This window comes from Marinospirillum minutulum DSM 6287 (assembly GCF_000422325.1).
Taxonomy (GTDB): Bacteria; Pseudomonadota; Gammaproteobacteria; order Pseudomonadales; family Halomonadaceae; genus Marinospirillum; species Marinospirillum minutulum.
This window is the reverse complement of the sequence record NZ_AULO01000011.1, coordinates 331,694-350,278: the sequence shown is the minus strand read 5'-3', so window position 1 is coordinate 350,278 and position 18,585 is coordinate 331,694. Positions and strand designations below refer to the sequence as shown.

Genomic DNA, 18,585 nt, shown 5'->3' with positions numbered 1-18,585 from the left:
TGCACTTGTCTAAGGAGCCGATACTGATCACGGAGCATGGTCAGCCATCGGCATATCTTGTCGATGTGCAGGATTATGAGTTTATGCAGCGCCGACTTGAGCTGCTTGAGGGGCTATCACGGGGAGAGCGTGCTGTACTTGAGGGAAGAACGTACAGCCAAAGTGAGGCCAGGGAGAAAATGAGTAAATGGCTGAAGTAATCTGGACGGAGCCTGCCCTTCAAGAACTGGATGCCATAGCTGAGTACATTGCTCTGGATAATCCTGTTGCCGCAAGTCATCTGGTCCAGGAAGTTTTCGATAAGACCGAGCGTTTGGAAGATTTTCCCCAATCCGGACGGATTCCTCCAGAACTCCCTAATTCAGTATACAGGGAGGTAGTGGTTCCACCGTGTCGCATTTTTTATCGTGAGGATGATCAGCGAGTTCTCATTGAGCTGGTTCATCAGTATAGTGCAGCAAGTAATAAGTGGTGCTAATAAAACATCTACGGAGCTACTAGCATGCTGAAAGTAAATGAGTATTTTGACGGTCAAGTAAAGTCTATTGCTTTAACTAACAATGAAGGCTCTTTAACCATGGGTGTTATGGAAGCGGGTGAGTACGAATTTTCGACAACTAAAGACGAAGAAATGTCAGTAGTATCGGGTAGCTTGCAAGTACAGTTGCCTGGTGATCCTGCTTTGCGTACTTTTAACAAAGGCCAAAGTTTTAATGTGCCAGCCAATAGTTCTTTTCAAGTAAAGGTAGAAGAGCAGAGCGCTTACCTTTGCCGTTATATGGATTAACCCCTAACTTAAAACAACAAAAAGGAGGCCGAGGCCTCCTTTTATTTTCACCGCTGAAGGGTAAATAATTACATATTAGGATAGTTAGGACCGCCACCACCTTCAGGTGTTACCCAAGTAATGTTCTGGGCTGGGTCTTTAATATCGCAGGTTTTACAGTGCACACAGTTAGAGAAGTTAATCTGGAACTTAGGTTTACCCGGTTCATCTTCAACTACTTCATATACGCCTGCAGGGCAGTAGCGTTGTGCTGGTTCGTCGTATTTCGGTAGGTTGTCGCGAATGGGTAAATCTGGGTCAGCTAAACGCAGGTGCACTGGCTGGTCTTCTTCGTGAACAGCGTTGGATAAGAAGACAGAAGACAGCTTATCAAAACTTAATACGCCATCAGGCTTAGGGTAATCAATTTTGGTGCACTCACTGGCTGGCTTCAACATTGCATAGTCAGGCGTGGTGTCGTGCAGGGTAACGGGCATTTTTCCACCAAAAATATTTTGGTCGATAAAGTTAAATGCACCACCCAAGAAAGTACCGTACTTGTGCATAGCAGGACCGAAGTTACGGCAGCTTTTTAGCTCGGTGTTAGCCCAGCTTGCTTCCCACTTGTCTGTATAGCTAGTCAGTTCTTTACCACCTTCATCGCCTGCTTTAAGTGCTTCAAACACACTTTCTGCGGCAACCATGCCTGACTTCATTGCAGTGTGAACGCCTTTAATTTTGGCAAAGTTCAACGTACCAGCATTGCAACCAATTAATAGGCCGCCTGGAAAGGTCATTTTGGGTAGGCAGTTGTAGCCACCTTTGGTAATAGCGCGAGCACCAAAAGAAATACGCTTACCCCCTTCTAAATACTGCTTTAGAACTGGGTGGTGTTTCATGCGTTGGAACTCATCAAAGGGTGATAAGTAGGGGTTAGAGTAAGAAAGGTCAACAATTAAACCAACTTCTACCTGATTGTCTTCATCATGGTACAAGAAGAAACCACCGCCGGTATCTTTAGGTAGCGGCCAGCCAGAGCCGTGAACGACTAGGCCAGGTTTGTGTTTGGCTGGGTCTATTTCCCATAACTCTTTAATGCCTATACCGTAATGCTGGGCATCTTTGCCTTCATCTAACTTAAAGTTAGCAATTAACTCTTTACCTAAATGACCGCGAACACCTTCAGCAAAAAGAGTGTATTTGGCTTTAAGTTCCATACCAGGGGTGAAGCTGTCTTTTTGTTCGCCCTTAGCACTAATACCCATATCACCGGTGATAACACCTTGAACTTCACCCTTATCACCATAAATAATACTAGCGGCGGGGAAGCCGGGGAAAACGTTAACTTCTAGTTCTTCTGCTTGCTCACCTAACCAGCGGGTTAAATTTCCCAAGCTAATAATGTAGTTGCCATCATTGTGCATGGTTTTAGGTACAGCAAAGTTAGGTAACTTAGATGCTTTGGTTTCGCTGCGGAAGAGGAAAACCTGATCTTCTGTTACCTCAGTTTTTAGCGGAGCACCCTTTTCTTTCCAGTCAGGAATGAGTTCATTTAGTGCACGGGGTTCAATAACGGCACCGGATAAAATATGTGCACCTACTTCTGAACCTTTTTCAACGACACAAACTTCTAGCTCTTGGCCCGCTTCGTTGGCTTGTTGCTTCAGGCGAATGGCTGCAGATAGGCCGGCAACACCCGCACCCACTATAAGTACATCAAAATCCATAGAATCGCGTTCCATAGCTTGTCTCCTCAGGCTTGTTATCTTTTTTACACTCGGATAGAGTGTATTTAAAACGGTCGTTTGCTTTTGGTCAATAGCTGGCTAAAATAAAGACTTTAACTAACACCTAACTTAAGCAAATTAAGTGTAAAGTGTGCCTAGTAAAGTTAAGCGGTAGCAGGGTAACCTTAAAGCCGACATTATAGTCATAAATAAGTGACTCGTCAGTTTAAGGTGAAGTTTGACTGAAAGCATCATTGCAGTCATTATTTACTTGTTATACAAATTTTTAGGTGGCAGGCCAATCTAGGTCTGTCTGTTCAACCACTGAGAAAACGGAGAATCTATGAAGGTTCTTGTTGCTGTTAAACGTGTCGTTGATTACAACGTCAAAGTTCGTGTTAAAGCGGACCAGTCAGGTGTAGATCTGACTAATGTTAAAATGTCCATGAACCCTTTTTGTGAAATTGCTGTAGAAGAAGCAGTTCGCTTAAAAGAAAAGGGTGTAGCTACTGAAGTGGTTGCAGTTTCTATTGGGCCAAAAAATGCTCAAGAACAGCTACGTACTGCTATGGCACTGGGTGCTGATCGCGGTATTTTAGTTGAAACCGACGAGCAACTGAGTTCTTTAGCAGTTGCCAAAATTTTGGCTAAAGTAGCTGAAGAAGAGCAGCCACAGATTATTCTGATGGGTAAGCAGTCGATAGATACTGATAACAACCAAACCACGCAAATGCTTGCTGCACTGGCAGGTTTCTCTCAGGGTGCTTTTGCTGCTGGGTTGGTTGTTGAAGACGGTAAAGCAACGGTAGAACGTGAAATTGATGGTGGTATGCAAACCATTAATATTAACTTGCCAGCGGTTATTAGTGCTGACCTACGCTTGAATGAGCCACGTTACGCTAAGCTTCCAGACATAATGAAAGCTAAAAAGAAGCCAATGGATACTAAAACACCGGCTGATTATGGTGTAGACACGGCTTCTAAAGTGAAAACTTTGAAAGTAGAGCCACCAGCAGAGCGTTCTGCAGGTATTAAAGTGGGCAGCGTTGAAGAGCTGGTTGATAAACTGAAAAACGAAGCGAAGGTGGTCTAATGGGCATTTTAGTGATTGCTGATCATCATAATTCTGATCTAACTCCTGTTACTGCTAACGTAGTTGCTGCGGCTAAAGCCATTGGTGGCGATATTCACCTTTTAGTTGCTGGCGCTGATTGCCAAGCAGCAGCTGAAGCTGGCGCTAAGTTAGAAGGCGTAAGCAAAGTACTAGTAGCTGATAACGCTGTCTATGCTAACCAGCTAGCAGAAAACACCGCAGCCTTAGTTGCAACCCTAGGTAAGAACTACACGCACATTTTAACGGGCGCAACGGGCAACGGTAAAAACTTTATGCCACGCATTGCTGCTTTGTTAGATGTAGAACAAATTTCTGAAATTATCTCAGTAGAAAGCGCAGATACATTTAAGCGTCCTATCTATGCAGGTAATGCCATAGCTACTGTACAAAGTGAAGATGCCATTAAGGTAATCACGGTACGTGGTACTTCTTTTGATGCAGTAGCTGCTACTGGCTCTGCTAGTATTGAAGCAATTGCAGAAGTAACCGATGCTGGCTTGTCTAGCTTTGTTAGCGAAGAGCTGGCTGCTTCAGATCGTCCTGAACTTACCGCTGCTAAGGTGGTTGTTTCTGGTGGTCGTGGCGTGGGTAGTGCTGAGAAGTTCGACATTATCTACAAGCTAGCTGACAAACTCGGTGGCGCTGTGGGTGCAACCCGTGCAGCTGTCGATGCTGGTTATGTTCCTAATGACTTGCAAGTAGGTCAAACGGGTAAGATAGTTGCACCAGAGCTTTACATTGCTGCTGGTATTTCAGGTGCGATTCAGCACTTGGCAGGTATGAAAGACTCTAAAGTTATTGTTGCTATCAACAAAGACGAAGAAGCACCTATCTTCCAAGTAGCTGATTACGGCCTAGTCGCTGACTTGTTTGATGCAGTTCCAGCACTAGAACAACAGCTATAAGTTTATTTGCTTTAGCTGAAGAACAATTGCTGTAAACTAAAAGACCAGCCCTAACCGGCTGGTCTTTCTTTTTTTTAATTTATTTTTCTAGGTGCTGCTTTGACCACTAACGCTTTTGCTTCCCTTGCTTTACAGTCTGAACTTTTAAGTAACCTAACCACGCTAGGTTACAATGAAATGACACCGATTCAAGCGGCTGCTTTACCCAAAATATTGGCAGGGCAAGATGTGATTGCTCAAGCCAAGACAGGTTCAGGTAAAACGGCAGCTTTTGGGTTAGGGCTTTTACAAAAGCTAGAGGTAGAGCGCTTTAGAATTCAAACCCTAGTGCTTTGCCCAACCCGTGAACTAGCCGACCAAGTGGCTGTAGAAATTCGCCGTTTAGCGCGTGGGATGCACAATGTTAAAGTTTTAACCCTCTGCGGTGGGCAACCCTTTGGTCCACAAGCGCATTCGTTAGAACATGGCGCACACATTATTGTGGGTACACCAGGACGTATTGATGATCACTTAAATAAAGGTAATTTAAACCTAGAAAACGTCAATATGCTGGTGCTTGATGAAGCCGACCGCATGTTAGATATGGGGTTTCAAGAAGTGTTGGATGCTATTGTTGAACAATTACCCCAACAGCGCCAAACCTTGTTATTTAGCGCAACCTTTCCAGATAAAATTGCCAGTTTAGCTAAACGTTTTTTAAACGACCCACAGCAAATTAAAGTGGAAGCTAGCCATGCCGCTAGCAGTATTCAGCAGCATTTTTATAAGCTTAATAACGAAGCTGAACGCTTTACAGCACTGCGTTTACTGCTGTTGCACTATGCACCTGAATCGAGCGTGATTTTTTGTACTACCCGCAAAGAAACCCAAGACCTAGCGGATGGTTTAAGCCAGTTAGGTTTTAGCGCCCAAGCCTTGCATGGCGATATGGAACAAAAAGACCGTGACCAAACCTTGGTTCAGTTTGCCAATAAAAGTATTAGTATTTTGGTTGCTACCGATGTAGCAGCACGTGGCTTAGATATTGCCGCTTTAGATATGGTGTTTAACTATCAGCTTTCTTTAGACCCAGAAGTGCATGTTCACCGTGTGGGTCGTACTGGCAGGGCAGGCGAGCAGGGCATTGCTTGTACACTTTACAGCGCTGCCGAGGAGTTCCGCTTAGCCGCTTTGGCAGACTATTTACAGCAAAGCCTAATGGCAGAACCCTTGCCTGATGAAAAGGCCTTACAAAAGCAGCCTAATAGCGCCTTAATGCAAACCCTGTTGATTGATGGTGGTAAAAAAGACAAGCTACGTCCAACGGATATTCTAGGTGCGTTAACTGCTAAACAGCAGCTAGCAGGAGCGCAAATAGGCAAGATTAACGTCACAGCTAGACGCACTTTTGTAGCAGTAGAGCGTAAAATTGCTAAACAAGCTTTAAAGTTAATGAGTGAAGGCAAGCTTAAAGGGCGTAGTTTTCGAGCCCGTTTGCTTTAGTTAATTTTGTGACTGCTCCCCGCCCTAGCGCTAAAGCGCCACGGGCGAGGCTTCCAACTTCTCAGGCAGCAACTGGTGCGTGACCAGATTGACGCTTGCCTCCATTGGCAGAAACCGACAGTCCTTCGGCCTTTAATTTCAAAATACCCTGCGCCTTGATATTCAATGCGGCATTGATGTCTCGATCATTCTGTGCTGAGCAGGCTGGACACTGCCATTGACGGATGGTTAACGGCAAATCATCCAGCTTGTGTCCGCAGCAAGAGCAGGTCTTCGAGCTGGCAAACCACTGGTCAATCTTGATCAGGTGCTTGCCTTGCTCTTTGGCCTTGTATTCCAGCTTCTGGATCAAGCCCGTCCAACTGGCATCGGCAATATGCTTGGACAGTTTTCTGTTCTTCAGCATATTTTTGACTTTTAATGTCTCGACAATCACCGCTTGGTTTTCGTCAACAATCGCTCGAGACAGCTGGTGCTGAAAATCAGCACGGGTATTGGTCAGGCGCTGATGGGCTTTAGCCACCAGTAACCGGGCTTTTGCACGACCTTTGCTGCCTTTTTTGCAGCGGGACAGGGCTTTTTGCTTACGGCGCAGGTTCGCGCTGGCTTTCTTCAAAAAACGTGGATTCGGAGTTTTCTTGCCTCCAGAGTCAATGACCAGGTGCGTTAAACCCATATCCAGAGCCAGCACTGCGGATTCATCGAGACTTTGTATGGGTGCTGGAGCCTCTGCACCATCCTCATGCAGCAGCGAGGCATAGTATTCACCCGTCACGGTGCGAGACAGGGTGATGCTTTTCAGCCTGCCCTCAACCTTGCGATGAATTCGCGCTTTGATCGGCCCCATTTTCGGGATTTTGATCCAGTCATCACCACAACTGACACTCATGCAGTGATAGCTGGATTGCTTGCCGTGCTTGCGCTTGAACTTGGGGTAACGCACAGGCAGCTTGGGATCAAAGAAGTTGTTAAACGCCTTATCAAGATTGATCACGGCCTGCTGAAGCGCAATAGAATCGAAGCCTTTGAGCCAGTGATATTTGCGAGACTTTTTCGCCACGGCCAGCAAGGGTTTCATATCCCTTTTGGCATTCAGCTTGGTGCCATGACGCTTGTACTGACTGCTGATGATATGCAAAGCCTTGTTGTACGCAAAGCGCACAGCACCGAACTGGCGGTTTAAAAACTCCGCCTGCTCAGGTGTGGGATAAATGCGTACTTTTGTGGCTTTGATCATGCTGTATATAATGCCAGTGATCGCTGCGACCAGCAACCCATGACTGCTACGCAGTCATCCGCTTATATCCCCGCCCGATTGGGCGAGGGTTTACGCGGGGGTTGCTAAGTCTTTACTCCAAACACTCGATTGGTTACGGCCTTGGTGTTTGGAGTGATAAAGCGCTTGGTCAGCCCTTTCCAACCATAGGTTAAAACTGTCTAGCTCGGGGGTGAAATCACATATACCAAGACTTACGGTAACGTTTAACTCTAAATCTTCGTGCTTGACCACTAAAGATTGAATTTTTGTTCTTAACCGTTCAGCAACACCTAAAGCACCTTCCACACCTGTATCGGGTAGCAGTAATACAAACTCTTCACCACCATAACGGCCAGCAAAGTCTGTGTCTCTAGCTGTTTCTTTTAGGCATTTAGCAACGGCTCTAATCACTTCATCGCCCGCAAGGTGGCCGTGGGTGTCGTTGACAGGTTTAAAATGGTCAATATCAAAAATAATTAAGCTAGATTCTACCTTGCCTAGCTCGCTGGCACGTTTGCTGCGTCTATATTCCTGCTGTAAGCACTCTTCCCAATAGCCACGGTTGTTTAAGCCTGTTAAGCGATCGGTACGGCTAAGTTTTTCTAACTGAATATTGGCTTCTTCAAGCTGTAATTTGCTGGTAACGCTTTCTGTTACATCATAAACCAGTAAGCACACCTGATTAACCTTACGGCTAGGGTCAAGCAAAGGCATGAAAGTAATGTTTTGATACATGCGTTCTGAGTGCCCAGTTAAAGGGCGGTAGCTTTTAAAAGGAAATAAATGCGGACGTTGTTCCCATGTTGAATAGGCTGGGCTGCCCAGTTTAAAAACCGACTCAACCTTACGCTCTATCCAAGTTCTAGGTAGGTTAGGAAAAATACTGAAGATTTCTTTATCAATTAATTGCTTGTTGGTGATGCCACTGTGGTTTTCCATAAAGCCATTCCACAGTTTAATGCGGTAATCACGTTCTAAAATAACGAGGCCTACGTCTACCGTTTGTAGCATTTGCAGCATCCAGTAAAAGTCAGCAATTTCAGGTGGTTGTTGTTCTGGCTTATTCATTTAAGCATCCCATGCGTTCTGTTAAAGCGGGTAAAGAATCTTCAGTAAAAACCAGTAGTAAATCACATTGAATGTTTTTATCGGGTAGTTGGTAGTCTAAATCTATCGCTAAAACCTGTTGTTGTTGATTATCACCTAACAGCCTGTGTAATTCTGTATGTTGCCCCAGTAAGGTAGGGTGACCTAGGCTAAATTGCACGTCTAATTGCTGTGAAATACCCTTTAAACACGCGCCTGCAAGTAAACCCGCTAAGTCGGTTAGAATTTCTAGTTCGCTGGCTTGTAAACCCTGTTGGCCTGTAGGTATCAATTTAGCTAGAACAGGTAGGTTGTCTGTGCTGATAATAACAATAGCTTCGCCTGCAATGCCCGAGCCTATAAAACCTTGCGAAACACCTGAATAGGTAAGTGCCTGACGAGTGCTAATTAAGCTAGGTAGGAGTTGATAAGGCTGCAAATGCACCCTAGGTATAGGTAGGTGAACAAAAGTTCCTAGAAGCTCGCCTAGCTGCTTGCCTTCTTGCCCCATAGCCACGTTAACAACTTCTTGCACTAGGTCAGTTAAGTCAGGCTGTTGGTCATCAAAGCGGGCTAGTTCAGTGGGGTTTTGTGGTTGGCTATCACTAATAATGCCGTAGCTCAGCAAAATACTAGTGACGAGCTCTGAGTTAATGGGTTTATTTATAAAGTCTAAAGCACCTAAAGCCATAACGCGCTTTTTGGCTTCGGGTTGAATGTCACCAGAAACTACCAGCACTAGGCTAGATAAATCTTCACGGCGGATAACTTCTAAGGTTTCATAGCCATCCATTACCGGCATATTAAGGTCTAAAAATAATAGATCACCTTTTCCCTGTTTAATGGCTTCTATTGCCTCTTGCCCATTATTGGCAAAAGTAATGCTGATATCCCAGCCACCAGGCAAAGACTTGGCTAGCTGCTTACGTGCTAGCGCTGAGTCATCACAAATAACTACCGGTAATGTCATTGATTTAATACCTTTTTATTCTAAGCTCAACCAAGTTGCTTTTATTTCAGTGTATTTATCAAAGGCATGTAAAGATTTATCGCGTCCATTACCCGACTGTTTGTAACCACCAAAGGGTGCAGTCATATCGCCACCATCGTAGTTATTAATCCATACACTACCGGCTCTTAAGGCTTTTGCTGTTTTATGGGCTTTGTTTAGATCTGCTGTCCAAACCGCAGCAGCCAAACCGTAAACCGTTGCATTGGCTTGAGTAATTGCCTCTTCCATGGTGTCAAAGGTTAGTACGCTGAGTACCGGACCAAAAATTTCTTCTGCTGCAATTTGCATAGTGTTTTTAGCTTCAGTAAAAACGGTTGGTTGTACGTAATAACCACCGCTGGTTTCAAAAAGCTGTTCGCCACCAGCCGATAAATGAGCACCTTCTTGCTGACCTTTTTCGATATAGCCCAAAACTTTAGTTAACTGCTGCTTATCAACAATTGCGCCGTTTAAAGTGGCGGGGTCTAGTGGGTGTCCTGGCTGCCATTTAGTTAAGGCTTTGTTTACTAAAGCAACAAACGCATCTTTAATGCTGGCTTCTACTAATAAACGTGTACCTGCGGTGCACACTTGCCCCATATTAAAAGCCATGCCTTGGGCTGCTGCTTCTGCTGCTTTTTCTAAATTGGGTGCATCGGCAAAAACAATATTAGGGCTTTTGCCACCGGCTTCTAACCAAACCCGTTTCATGTTGGATTCACCAGCATAAACCATGAGTTGCTTAGCTACGGCTGTAGAGCCAGTGAAAGCAAGGGTGTCTACATCCATGTGCTGTGCTAGTGCTTTGCCAACTTTAGTACCAAAGCCAGGCAGTACATTGAATACACCATCAGGAATACCCGCTTCTTTTGCCAAGCCTGCAATGCGTAAAGCCGTTAAAGGGGATTTTTCAGAAGGTTTTAAAATAACCGAGTTACCCATAGCTAGGGCAGGTGCAAACTTCCAACTAGCCATTAATAAAGGGAAGTTCCAAGGTACAATAGCAACAACTACACCCACAGCTTCACGGGTAATCATGCCAATTTGGTTGGCGGGTGTTGGGGCAACTTCACCGTACACCTTGTCTATAGCTTCGGCTGTCCAGCGAAGGACACGTGCAGTGCCACCCACATCAACGCTACTGGAAAAACGTATAGGTTTACCCATATCTAGGGTTTCTAGGAGGGCTAATTCATCTTTATTCGCTGCTATTAGATCTGCAAATTTAAGCAATATTTGCTTACGCTTGGCGGGTGGTAAATCACGCCATACGCCCGATTCAAACGCTGTGCGAGCCGCTTTAACGGCACGGTCTGCATCAGCAGTATCACAGCTGGCAACTTGGGTTAAAATACGGCCATCAATGGGGCTTTCACAAGCAAAGGTTTCTCCGCTTAAAGCGTCTAGGTATTCACCCCCAATAAAGGCTTGGTGGGGGAAGGTTAGGTCTGCAGCAAGTTTTTCCCAGTCTTCACGGGTTGGATGTTTCTTTTTATTCATTTTGGCCTCATTGAACTGTTTTAATGCTTTCTGCTTAGTAGTGAGTGGCATAAACTCTAGTATTGAATGGTCTAAATCTAATGCTACTTTAAATTAACGGTTTTTGTTAGAAGCTTAAAGGAAGTAATACACCCATGTTGGAATCTCTAATAAGTTGGTTTGAAAATTTTCCAGTTTCTCACGAATTAACTCGGTTACTTGCCAGCACCTTGTTTTTAATTACTTCCATGCTGGTGTTACGTGCCTTGGCGAATCGGCTTATACGTCGTAGTGTGAATTCTACTGATTTACGACGAAAATGGTTAGTCCAATCTCGAAATGGGTTATTACTACTAACCCTGCTGGGGTTGTTTATGATTTGGGGCGAAGAACTGCGTACCCTTGCACTTTCTGTGGTGGCTATAGCCGTTGCTTTTGTGGTGGCAACCAAAGAATTAATTATGTGCATTACTGGTAGCCTACTAAAAACAGGTGCGCGTTCTTTTGATATAGGTGATCGTATTCAGGTAAAAGACTTTAGAGGGGATGTAATAGATCAAAATTTGCTTGCCACAACTATTTTAGAGGTGGGGCCAGGTAAGCTAACCCATCAGCGCACAGGGCGAATGATTGTATTACCCAATGCCTTGTTTGTTTCTGAGCCGGTGATTAACGAAAGCTTTACCCATGACTATGTTCTCCATGCCTTTACAGTACCTTTTATGCGCGAAGATAATTGGCGAGCAGCCCAACAAGCCCTGTTAGCAGCAGCAACCAAACACTGTGCTCATAACTTGGAAGCCATACGTCGCCACATGCAAAGGGTGGCGACCCAGCGTGGTTTAGAAGTACCGACAGTTGACCCAAGAGTTACTTTGCAGTTCCCTGATGCAGAAGAGGTGCATTTAATTGTTCGGGTACCAGCCAATGCCTCCCAAAAAAGCTTTATAGAGCAGTCGATTTTAACGGAAGTCTTTGCTGAGAAGGATTACTTGCCCGCAGAAAAACTAGCGCAGGATGCGCTACAATCCTAGTTAAAGTTTTTTACTATATAAAATAGAGGCTTGTATGAGATTTTTTTTACCTTTGTTGCTAGTTCAAACATTGTTTTTAGCTGCTTGTGCTAGCAGTTCCTTAACTAGCGAAACACCCGCAAAAATTTATAGCTATCAGTGCGAAAGTGGAGAAGTGGTAGAGGCAAGTTACCCTTCGACTGAATCAGCAATTATTGAATACAAGGGCAAGCAGCATTATATGAATATTAGTGTAGCTGCTAGTGGTTCACGTTATGTAAACGATGACTTGGTTTGGTGGACTAAAGGGCAGGGAAAAGGCGCAGCTGGAACACTTTTTCTACATCAAAAAAGTCAGACAGGCGATCTTCTAGAAACCTGTCGAGTTGAGTAATTAAACGTGTCTTTACCCTGCCTCTATTCTTTTCGCCGCTGTCCTTATGCTATGCGAGCTCGGCTTGGTATTTTGTTTGCTGGGCTTGAAGTTGAATTACGAGAAATTGCCTTAAAAAATAAGCCTGCACAGCTACTTGCTGTTAGCCCCAAGGCTACTGTCCCTGTTTTAGTCCTAGCGGAAACTAAGACGAGTCAGGGAAGTGTTATAGAAGAAAGTAAAGAAATATTGGAATGGGCACTAGCCCAGCAAGATCCACAAGGGTTATTGACTAGGCATTTAACCAGAGCCAAGGCACTGATTGATAAAAACGATAATGAATTTAAGCCTTGGCTAGACCGTTATAAATACGCTGATCGTTACCCAGAGCTAACCCAGCTAGATTACCGGCAAAAAGGCGAGGTATTTTTGCAGCTATTAGAAAGCCTGCTAGCCAAACATCACTACTTACTGGGCGATAACCCTAGCCTTGCTGACTTAGGCATTATGCCTTTTGTACGCCAGTTTGCTCATGTTGACAGAGAAGTGTTTTACAGCTTGCCTTACCCCAAGCTACACAAGTGGCTAAAAGACTGGTTAGAACATCCTCTGTTTCAGCTTACTATGGTTAAGTTTCAACCCTGGCAGGAAGGCGATGCACCCTTAATATTTCCAAGGCCACTCATTTAAATGCTTATGCTATGAACCCTAAGGTTATCAGTTTGATTGGAGCCAAATTCAAGTCTTGGCTGGTTTTGCTGAACGAACGATGAGCTGGTCGCTAAGTATTAGTGACGATACGGTTTATGTTACGGCAGGTGAACAAGAGTGCCAGCTAGTTGTTACTGAACTAGCTTAATTTTATAACTAACCAACTGGAAGACAAATGAAAGCACTGCTTAAAGTTAACGAACCCGCCAAGGATGAATCCATTATTTTAGCGGTGCGCCAGTGGGTTGATACCCTAGTGGTGGGTATGAATCTCTGCCCTTTTGCCAAGCGTGAGCTAGTAAAAGACCGTGTACGCTTTATTAGTACTGAGGTAACCACAGAAGAAGAATTGCTAGTTCTTCTACAGGCTGAATTAGAGTTGTTAAATTCAGACCCCTCCATTGAAACCACTTTGTTGATTCATCCTGAAGTGTTGCAAGATTTTTACGACTTCAATGATTTTTTAAATTTTACAGACCACCTCTTAGTTGAAATGGGTTTAGAAGGTGTTTATCAGATAGCTAGTTTTCATCCTGATTACCAGTTTGGTGGTACTGAGCCAGAAGATGCAGAAAACTATACTAACCGTTCGCCTTATCCGGTATTGCATCTAATTCGCGAAGAAAGCCTAGAGCGTGCAATAGCCAGCTATCCTGATGTGAATAAAATTCCAGAACGCAATATTGCCTTAATGAATGAGTTAGGAAGTGAAAAGTTACAAGCCTTATTAAAATCCTGTTACAAAAACTGATTACGACCCTTTGATTTTTCAGTCTTTTCTTACTTGGGTCTTGCCAAGGCTGGTTACTCTTGTTAGTATGCTGCCCGCAATCAAGCAGTAATAGGTTGCAGTTTTTAGTAAGTATTTGTGGTGGCCCTTATTGGTCCTCCCGCAACACGAAATCATGAACCCCGCCAGGCCCGGAAGGGAGCAACGGTAATGATGGAGCTGTGTGCCGGGATGTGGCTGGTAGGGGCCATCTCCATTTAGACTTTAAGAATCTGTTCCAAAGAATTTAGAAAATCCCATTTTCTAAACCAGCCGCCATCGTTAAGCCTAGCTCTTCAACCCTTTCCAAAAACTCGCTTTGCCACTCGCCTTTAAGGGTGAGAGGTTCTTGTACCCAATTCCAGCGCAAGCCAGTGACTATGCTTTCTACTGCGCGGCGTGTGCCTGTGCCATCTAAACCAGCACGTATATAAAGTGCGCAGGGTAAACCTTGCTTCTTTTCTAGTACTGGGTAATAGCAACGGTCAAAAAAATCTTTTAACGCACCGCTCATATAGCCTAAGTTTTCTGTAGTACCTAAAATAATCCCGTCAGCGGCTAGCACGTCTTCGGGTGTGGCTTCTAAAGGCGGTATCCAGTGGCTAGAAACGCCTTCAATATCTGAATGCTGTGAACCTTTCAGTAGAGCCTCAACCAAAGCTTGAGTATTGGGCGAGGGCGCATGAGCAACAATAAGCAGTTGTTTTTTAGCCATGATAAAACTCCTTAAAAAGTAGACACTTGTAGTAGAATAGCAGCAATTAATTAGGTTTCAGCTTAACTTAGGAAAGTGAATGAAAATTTGGGTGGATGCAGATGCCTGTCCTGGCGTGCTGCGAGAAATTTTATTTAAAGCGGCAGAGCGGGTAAAAATTCCCCTAATTATGGTGGCTAATCAACCTTCACGTGTACCAGCGAATTCAGAATGGATTAGTGCTATTCAGGTGATGCAAGGCTTTGATGTGGCCGATGATGAAATAGTGCGTAGGGTTGAAGCAGGGGATCTAGTAATAACTAGCGACATTCCTTTAGCGGCTGAAGTGATTGAAAAAGGTGGCTTGGCACTGAATGCCAGAGGCGAGCTTTACACCCTAGATACGATTAAAGCACGGCTGAATATGCGCGACTTTATGGATACGATGCGCAGTAGCGGTATTCAAACGGGCGGGCCTGCTGCTTTAAGTCAGGCAGATAGACGAGAGTTTTCTAATCAGCTAGATAGAATTTTAACCCGTTACTTACGTCAGAAGAAGTAAAGTAAGATAGTGGTTGACTTAAGTTGTGGATAGGCGCACTATTCAATTCGTTGGTTGCAAGGTAGTAATAAGTGTTTTGAAGTACTGTGATCGAAGTTTAGCATTAGCTTTATTTTTTCGGTAACCCCAGTCCTTGATTAGGCCTATCTTGATTCCCGCAACATTGAGCTTTGGAAATCATTCCTAACAGTTCTGAATTTAATTTTTTAAGGTATTATCGAAATGGCTAACGGCACAGTAAAATGGTTTAACGACACTAAAGGTTTTGGCTTTATTACTCCTGATGATGGCGGCGACGACCTATTTGCTCACTTCTCTGAAATTCAATCTTCAGGCTTCAAGTCTCTAGCAGAAAATCAGAAAGTTTCCTTTGATGTGACCACTGGTCCTAAAGGCAAGCAAGCTGCGAACATCCAAGTTATCTAATAACTTAGAGTTCAACTAGTTTTTAACTAGTTAGCTGCTTAAAAACCCACCTTATTTGGTGGGTTTTTTTATGCCTGCTATTTAGTAGTCAACACTGGTAGCCTTACACACCGCCTTGCGTTAGGCGTGCTGGGTCAAGCAACACTGCTAGTTCTTCTCGTGAAATATCTGTCTGCTCTGCTGCTACATCAATTATTGCTCTACCTTCTTTATAAGCTTGTTTGGCTAGTTGTGCGGCTTTTTCATAACCAATTAAAGGGTTAAGCGCAGTCACCAAAATTGGATTGCGAGCTAAGGCTGCTTCTAGCTGAGCTGTATTTACTTTAAAGCTACTGATGGCTTTATCTGCCAAAAGTCTGCTGGCGCTACTAAGAATCTCTAAGCTATCAATTAAGCAGGCAGCAACCAGTGGCAGCATCACATTCAGCTCAAAGTTACTCGACTGCCCCGCAATACCAATGCTAGCGTCATTGCCTATCACTTTAGCAGCCACCATAGCCACTGCTTCGGGTAAAACTGGGTTTACTTTACCAGGCATAATCGAAGAACCAGGCTGTAAAGCTTCGAGTTCGATTTCACCTAAACCCGCTAAGGGACCTGAATTCATCCAGCGTAAATCATTACTGATTTTCATAAGGCTAACTGCGGTGGTTTTTAACATGCCAGATAAAGCAACAGCGGTATCTTGCGAACCTATCAAAGTAAAAAGGTTATTACCGGGTTTAAAGCTAAGCCCAGTTTGTTCGCTTAATAGTGCAGAAAAGCGTTCAGCAAATTCAGGATGAGCATTTATACCAGTACCTACCGCTGTGCCGCCTTGGGCTAAACTTTGTATTTGTGGCTGAAGGTTCGTTAGGCGTTCAATGTTTTGTTGAATTTGTGCAGCCCAGCTACCTAGTGTTTGCCCCAAAGTCACTGGCATGGCATCCATTAAATGCGTACGTCCCGTTTTAACCAAGTGGCCAACTTTTTTAGATTTTTCTAAGCAACTTGTTTCTAAATGCTTCAGTGCTGGTAATAGGCTTTCATTTAATAATAATGCCGCACTTAAATGAATGGCGGTAGGAATCACATCATTACTGCTTTGGCTACAATTAATATGGTCATTAGCACTAACGGTCTGGCCTAAAATACGTGTTGCTAGGGTAGCTAACACCTCATTGGCATTCATATTACTACTAGTGCCAGAGCCGGTTTGATAAATGTCGATGGGGAAGTGACGCATCAAATCGTCATCGGCTAGCAGCACATCAGCTGCTTCTTCGATGGCTTCAGCCATTTCTGGGGTAATTAAACCCAATTGTGCATTAGCTTTAGCGGCGGTTATTTTTACCAACAATAAAGCACGAATAAAGCTTTCTGGCAGGGGTTGCCCACTAATAGGAAAGTTGTTAATTGCACGTTGAGTTTGTGCGGCATACAGCGCCTTAGCAGGCACTTCGATTTCGCCAAGGCTGTCTTTTTCTATACGTAAACTAGTCATAATAGTTGAACCTTTTGATAATTAATCGCATTTACCTAGTTAGTCTAGAGCAAGCCAAGCAAAAGAGTAAGGCATTATTTAAATAAGCAATATAATGCCGATTAATAGCCTTTTTTTGGTATTTTAGGCATTAAATTGCCTGCTTTAAGGGCTTGTGTTCAAATTATAGATTCTTATATCTAAAGGGTGAATCAACAAATGCTACCTTTACTTTGGAAAACGCTACTCGACCTTAAGCACCCCGCTATTTTGTGGCGGTTGTTTTTGCCCTTTCTAATTTCTATGGCCTTAGTGTCTTTAATGGGTTATGGCTTTTTAGCACTATTTTTAACGGGCGATTGGATAACTCAAAACGCTTATGTTGTCGAGTTTAATGAAACAGCAACGCAGGCTGAACAGTGGGTTGCTGGCATTCCCTTGGTGGGTGGTCTGTTGGTTTGGGCTGTTACGCTCATGTTTACTTTAATGGTGGGCGTGGTTGGTCTTTTGCTAGGCAGTTATCTGGTTTTGCTCTTAGCGATGATGATTACTGCTTTTATGACCGATAGCCTGATTAAAGCCATAAGGGATATTCATTACCCAGCTATTGATTACCAAGGCCACGGTAGTTTTTTTGGTTTATTAATAAAAATGCTGGGTTATGGTGCTCTGTTGCTTTTGCTACTGCTTTTAGGGCTTCCGTTATTATTTATTCCTTTAGTGAATATTGTCTGGCTGTGGTTCTTGGGCTTTTTGTTTTTCCGCTATGCGCTGGTGCTAGATGTGGGTCAGGTCATTTTAAGTGAACCAGAGTTTCAGCGGGTGCGTTCTATTTGGCTAACCACGCCAACTTTAGGCTTAATGCTGTTATATTCTGCTACTATTTTGCCTTTGGTTAGTTTTTTTATACCCATAATTGGAGTGATTTTTTTAGCTCACTGGATGCTGAGCAATAAAGCAAGGGAAGTAAACTAATTCATTTAAAGGAGCAGAAATAATGCAACTGCCTAAAGAAGTTGTTAAAGCCGTCGCAGAAGCGAAGCATTTGGTTGTTTTTACTGGTGCTGGGGTGTCGGCTGAAAGTGGTATGCCAACCTTTAGGGATGCTTTAACTGGCCTGTGGTCGAACTTTGACCCTATGCGCTTAGCAACTCCCGAAGCATTTTTGCAAGATCCGCCCTTGGTTTGGGGTTGGTATGAGTGGCGGCGGCAGTTATTGTTAGCAATAGAGCCTAATCCTGCGCATTTGGCGATTGCTCAACTGACTAAAAAAGTACCTAAGCTAACGCTAATTACGCAAAATGTGGATGACTTGCATGAAAGGGCAGGCAGCCAAGGGGCGCTGCATTTGCATGGCAGTATTTTTGAGCCACGTTGTTTTACTTGTGCGAAGCCTTATGTTTTTGAAGGTGTGCCTGCAATGGATGAAGAACAGGCCATTACACCGCCTCCTTGTAAAGCCTGTGGCGACCCAGTGCGCCCCGGCGTGGTTTGGTTTGGGGAAGCCTTGCCTGAAACAGAATTAGACGCAGCTTTTGCAGCGGCTGAGAACTGCGATTGTTTCTTGTCGATAGGAACTTCAGGGGTAGTGCAGCCAGCGGCGCAATTGCCAGTATTAGCCGTTGAAGCAGGTGCTTGGGTGGCACACATTAACCCCGAAGCGATTGATGTTGAAGGAAGTAAAGAATTTAGCCTAGTGGGTAAAGCAGGAAGCTTGCTACCCCAACTGCTGAAGCAGGTTGAGGCTTGGCAAGCTTCTTAGTATTT

General features: G+C 44.1%; 21 protein-coding genes, 1 other RNA gene and 1 pseudogene. 16 read left to right on the top strand and 7 right to left on the bottom strand.

The window, feature by feature from the left end; all coding sequences use genetic code 11:
* From H571_RS0106980 to ppnP, 3 genes are all read left to right on the top strand, one after another.
* Positions 1 to 200: type II toxin-antitoxin system Phd/YefM family antitoxin (locus H571_RS0106980; protein WP_027848674.1), on the top strand; the 200-nt coding region annotated here is incomplete at its 5' end.
* Positions 188 to 478, top strand: a complete 291-nt coding sequence (locus H571_RS0106975) for a type II toxin-antitoxin system RelE/ParE family toxin (RefSeq protein WP_027848673.1) — start codon at positions 188 to 190, stop codon at positions 476 to 478. The genes H571_RS0106980 and H571_RS0106975, both read left to right, overlap by 13 nt.
* A gap of 24 nt (positions 479 to 502) precedes the next feature.
* Positions 503 to 787 (top strand): pyrimidine/purine nucleoside phosphorylase, encoded by a 285-nt coding sequence (gene ppnP / locus H571_RS0106970; protein ID WP_027848672.1) that lies wholly within the window; start codon positions 503 to 505, stop codon positions 785 to 787.
* 68 nt (positions 788 to 855) lie between these two features.
* Here the strand turns inward: ppnP and H571_RS0106965 are convergent, their stop codons facing one another.
* Complete coding sequence (locus tag H571_RS0106965) at positions 856 to 2,508, bottom strand: electron transfer flavoprotein-ubiquinone oxidoreductase (RefSeq protein WP_027848671.1); 1,653 nt, start codon at positions 2,506 to 2,508, stop codon at positions 856 to 858.
* A gap of 328 nt (positions 2,509 to 2,836) precedes the next feature.
* On the opposite strand from H571_RS0106965, the gene H571_RS0106960 reads away from it, so the two are divergent.
* The 3 genes from H571_RS0106960 (at position 2,837) to dbpA (ending at position 5,994) form a co-directional block, all read left to right on the top strand.
* A complete protein-coding gene (locus H571_RS0106960; protein WP_027848670.1) occupies positions 2,837 to 3,586 on the top strand; it encodes an electron transfer flavoprotein subunit beta/FixA family protein in 750 nt (249 codons plus the stop codon).
* Positions 3,586 to 4,512, top strand: a complete 927-nt coding sequence (locus H571_RS0106955; protein ID WP_027848669.1) for an electron transfer flavoprotein subunit alpha/FixB family protein — start codon at positions 3,586 to 3,588, stop codon at positions 4,510 to 4,512. Before H571_RS0106960 ends, H571_RS0106955 begins: the two co-directional genes overlap by 1 nt.
* A 99-nt stretch (positions 4,513 to 4,611) precedes the next feature.
* On the top strand, positions 4,612 to 5,994 hold the full coding sequence (gene dbpA / locus H571_RS0106950) for an ATP-dependent RNA helicase DbpA (RefSeq protein ID WP_027848668.1): 1,383 nt from the start codon (positions 4,612 to 4,614) through the stop codon (positions 5,992 to 5,994).
* Between the two features lie 61 nt (positions 5,995 to 6,055).
* Here dbpA and H571_RS0106945 read toward each other — a convergent pair whose 3' ends face one another.
* The 4 genes from H571_RS0106945 to H571_RS0106930 form a co-directional block, all read right to left on the bottom strand.
* Positions 6,056 to 7,231, bottom strand: coding sequence for an RNA-guided endonuclease InsQ/TnpB family protein (locus tag H571_RS0106945; RefSeq protein ID WP_027848667.1), 1,176 nt, complete (start codon positions 7,229 to 7,231; stop codon positions 6,056 to 6,058).
* 90 nt (positions 7,232 to 7,321) lie between these two features.
* Positions 7,322 to 8,320: a sensor domain-containing diguanylate cyclase gene (locus H571_RS0106940; RefSeq protein WP_036217806.1), complete on the bottom strand. Its 999-nt coding sequence runs from the start codon at positions 8,318 to 8,320 to the stop codon at positions 7,322 to 7,324.
* Complete coding sequence (locus tag H571_RS0106935; RefSeq protein ID WP_027848665.1) at positions 8,313 to 9,308, bottom strand: response regulator; 996 nt, start codon at positions 9,306 to 9,308, stop codon at positions 8,313 to 8,315. The genes H571_RS0106940 and H571_RS0106935 overlap by 8 nt, the downstream gene beginning before the upstream one ends.
* A gap of 15 nt (positions 9,309 to 9,323) precedes the next feature.
* Positions 9,324 to 10,829 carry an aldehyde dehydrogenase gene (locus H571_RS0106930; protein WP_027848664.1) on the bottom strand — a complete coding sequence of 502 codons (1,506 nt, stop codon included), beginning with the start codon at positions 10,827 to 10,829 and terminating at the stop codon, positions 9,324 to 9,326.
* A gap of 134 nt (positions 10,830 to 10,963) precedes the next feature.
* On the opposite strand from H571_RS0106930, the gene H571_RS0106925 reads away from it, so the two are divergent.
* From H571_RS0106925 to ffs, 6 genes and pseudogenes are all read left to right on the top strand, one after another.
* Positions 10,964 to 11,842: a mechanosensitive ion channel domain-containing protein gene (locus H571_RS0106925; protein ID WP_027848663.1), complete on the top strand. Its 879-nt coding sequence runs from the start codon at positions 10,964 to 10,966 to the stop codon at positions 11,840 to 11,842.
* A 34-nt stretch (positions 11,843 to 11,876) separates the two neighbouring features.
* Positions 11,877 to 12,215 (top strand): MliC family protein, encoded by a 339-nt coding sequence (locus tag H571_RS16010; RefSeq protein ID WP_027848662.1) that lies wholly within the window; start codon positions 11,877 to 11,879, stop codon positions 12,213 to 12,215.
* Between the two features lie 6 nt (positions 12,216 to 12,221).
* Positions 12,222 to 12,884, top strand: a complete 663-nt coding sequence (locus tag H571_RS15820) for a glutathione S-transferase (RefSeq protein WP_027848661.1) — start codon at positions 12,222 to 12,224, stop codon at positions 12,882 to 12,884.
* A 37-nt stretch (positions 12,885 to 12,921) separates the two neighbouring features.
* A pseudogene (locus H571_RS15905) lies at positions 12,922 to 13,053 on the top strand (YaeQ family protein); the annotation flags it as partial.
* A 27-nt stretch (positions 13,054 to 13,080) separates the two neighbouring features.
* Positions 13,081 to 13,656 (top strand): DUF1415 domain-containing protein, encoded by a 576-nt coding sequence (locus H571_RS0106905; protein ID WP_051168201.1) that lies wholly within the window; start codon positions 13,081 to 13,083, stop codon positions 13,654 to 13,656.
* 128 nt (positions 13,657 to 13,784) lie between these two features.
* Positions 13,785 to 13,881, top strand: an RNA gene (gene ffs, locus H571_RS15815) — signal recognition particle sRNA small type.
* Positions 13,882 to 13,921: 40 nt separating this feature from the next.
* On the opposite strand, the gene H571_RS0106900 is transcribed toward ffs, so the two are convergent.
* On the bottom strand, positions 13,922 to 14,389 hold the full coding sequence (locus tag H571_RS0106900) for a flavodoxin family protein (RefSeq protein WP_027848659.1): 468 nt from the start codon (positions 14,387 to 14,389) through the stop codon (positions 13,922 to 13,924).
* 79 nt (positions 14,390 to 14,468) lie between these two features.
* Between H571_RS0106900 and H571_RS0106895 the strand changes: the two genes are divergently transcribed.
* The gene (locus H571_RS0106895) at positions 14,469 to 14,930 is read left to right on the top strand and encodes a YaiI/YqxD family protein (RefSeq protein WP_027848658.1); all 462 of its coding nucleotides are present in this window, start codon (positions 14,469 to 14,471) and stop codon (positions 14,928 to 14,930) included.
* Between the two features lie 222 nt (positions 14,931 to 15,152).
* Positions 15,153 to 15,356: a cold-shock protein gene (locus H571_RS0106890; RefSeq protein WP_027848657.1), complete on the top strand. Its 204-nt coding sequence runs from the start codon at positions 15,153 to 15,155 to the stop codon at positions 15,354 to 15,356.
* A gap of 103 nt (positions 15,357 to 15,459) precedes the next feature.
* On the opposite strand, the gene H571_RS0106885 is transcribed toward H571_RS0106890, so the two are convergent.
* Positions 15,460 to 16,839, bottom strand: a complete 1,380-nt coding sequence (locus tag H571_RS0106885; RefSeq protein WP_027848656.1) for a class II fumarate hydratase — start codon at positions 16,837 to 16,839, stop codon at positions 15,460 to 15,462.
* A gap of 198 nt (positions 16,840 to 17,037) precedes the next feature.
* Here H571_RS0106885 and H571_RS0106880 point away from each other — a divergent pair, with 198 nt between their 5' ends.
* Both H571_RS0106880 and H571_RS0106875 read left to right on the top strand, forming a co-directional pair.
* Positions 17,038 to 17,793: an EI24 domain-containing protein gene (locus H571_RS0106880; RefSeq protein ID WP_027848655.1), complete on the top strand. Its 756-nt coding sequence runs from the start codon at positions 17,038 to 17,040 to the stop codon at positions 17,791 to 17,793.
* Positions 17,794 to 17,815: 22 nt separating this feature from the next.
* Positions 17,816 to 18,580, top strand: a complete 765-nt coding sequence (locus H571_RS0106875) for an SIR2 family NAD-dependent protein deacylase (protein WP_027848654.1) — start codon at positions 17,816 to 17,818, stop codon at positions 18,578 to 18,580.
* Positions 18,581 to 18,585: the final 5 nt, after the last annotated feature.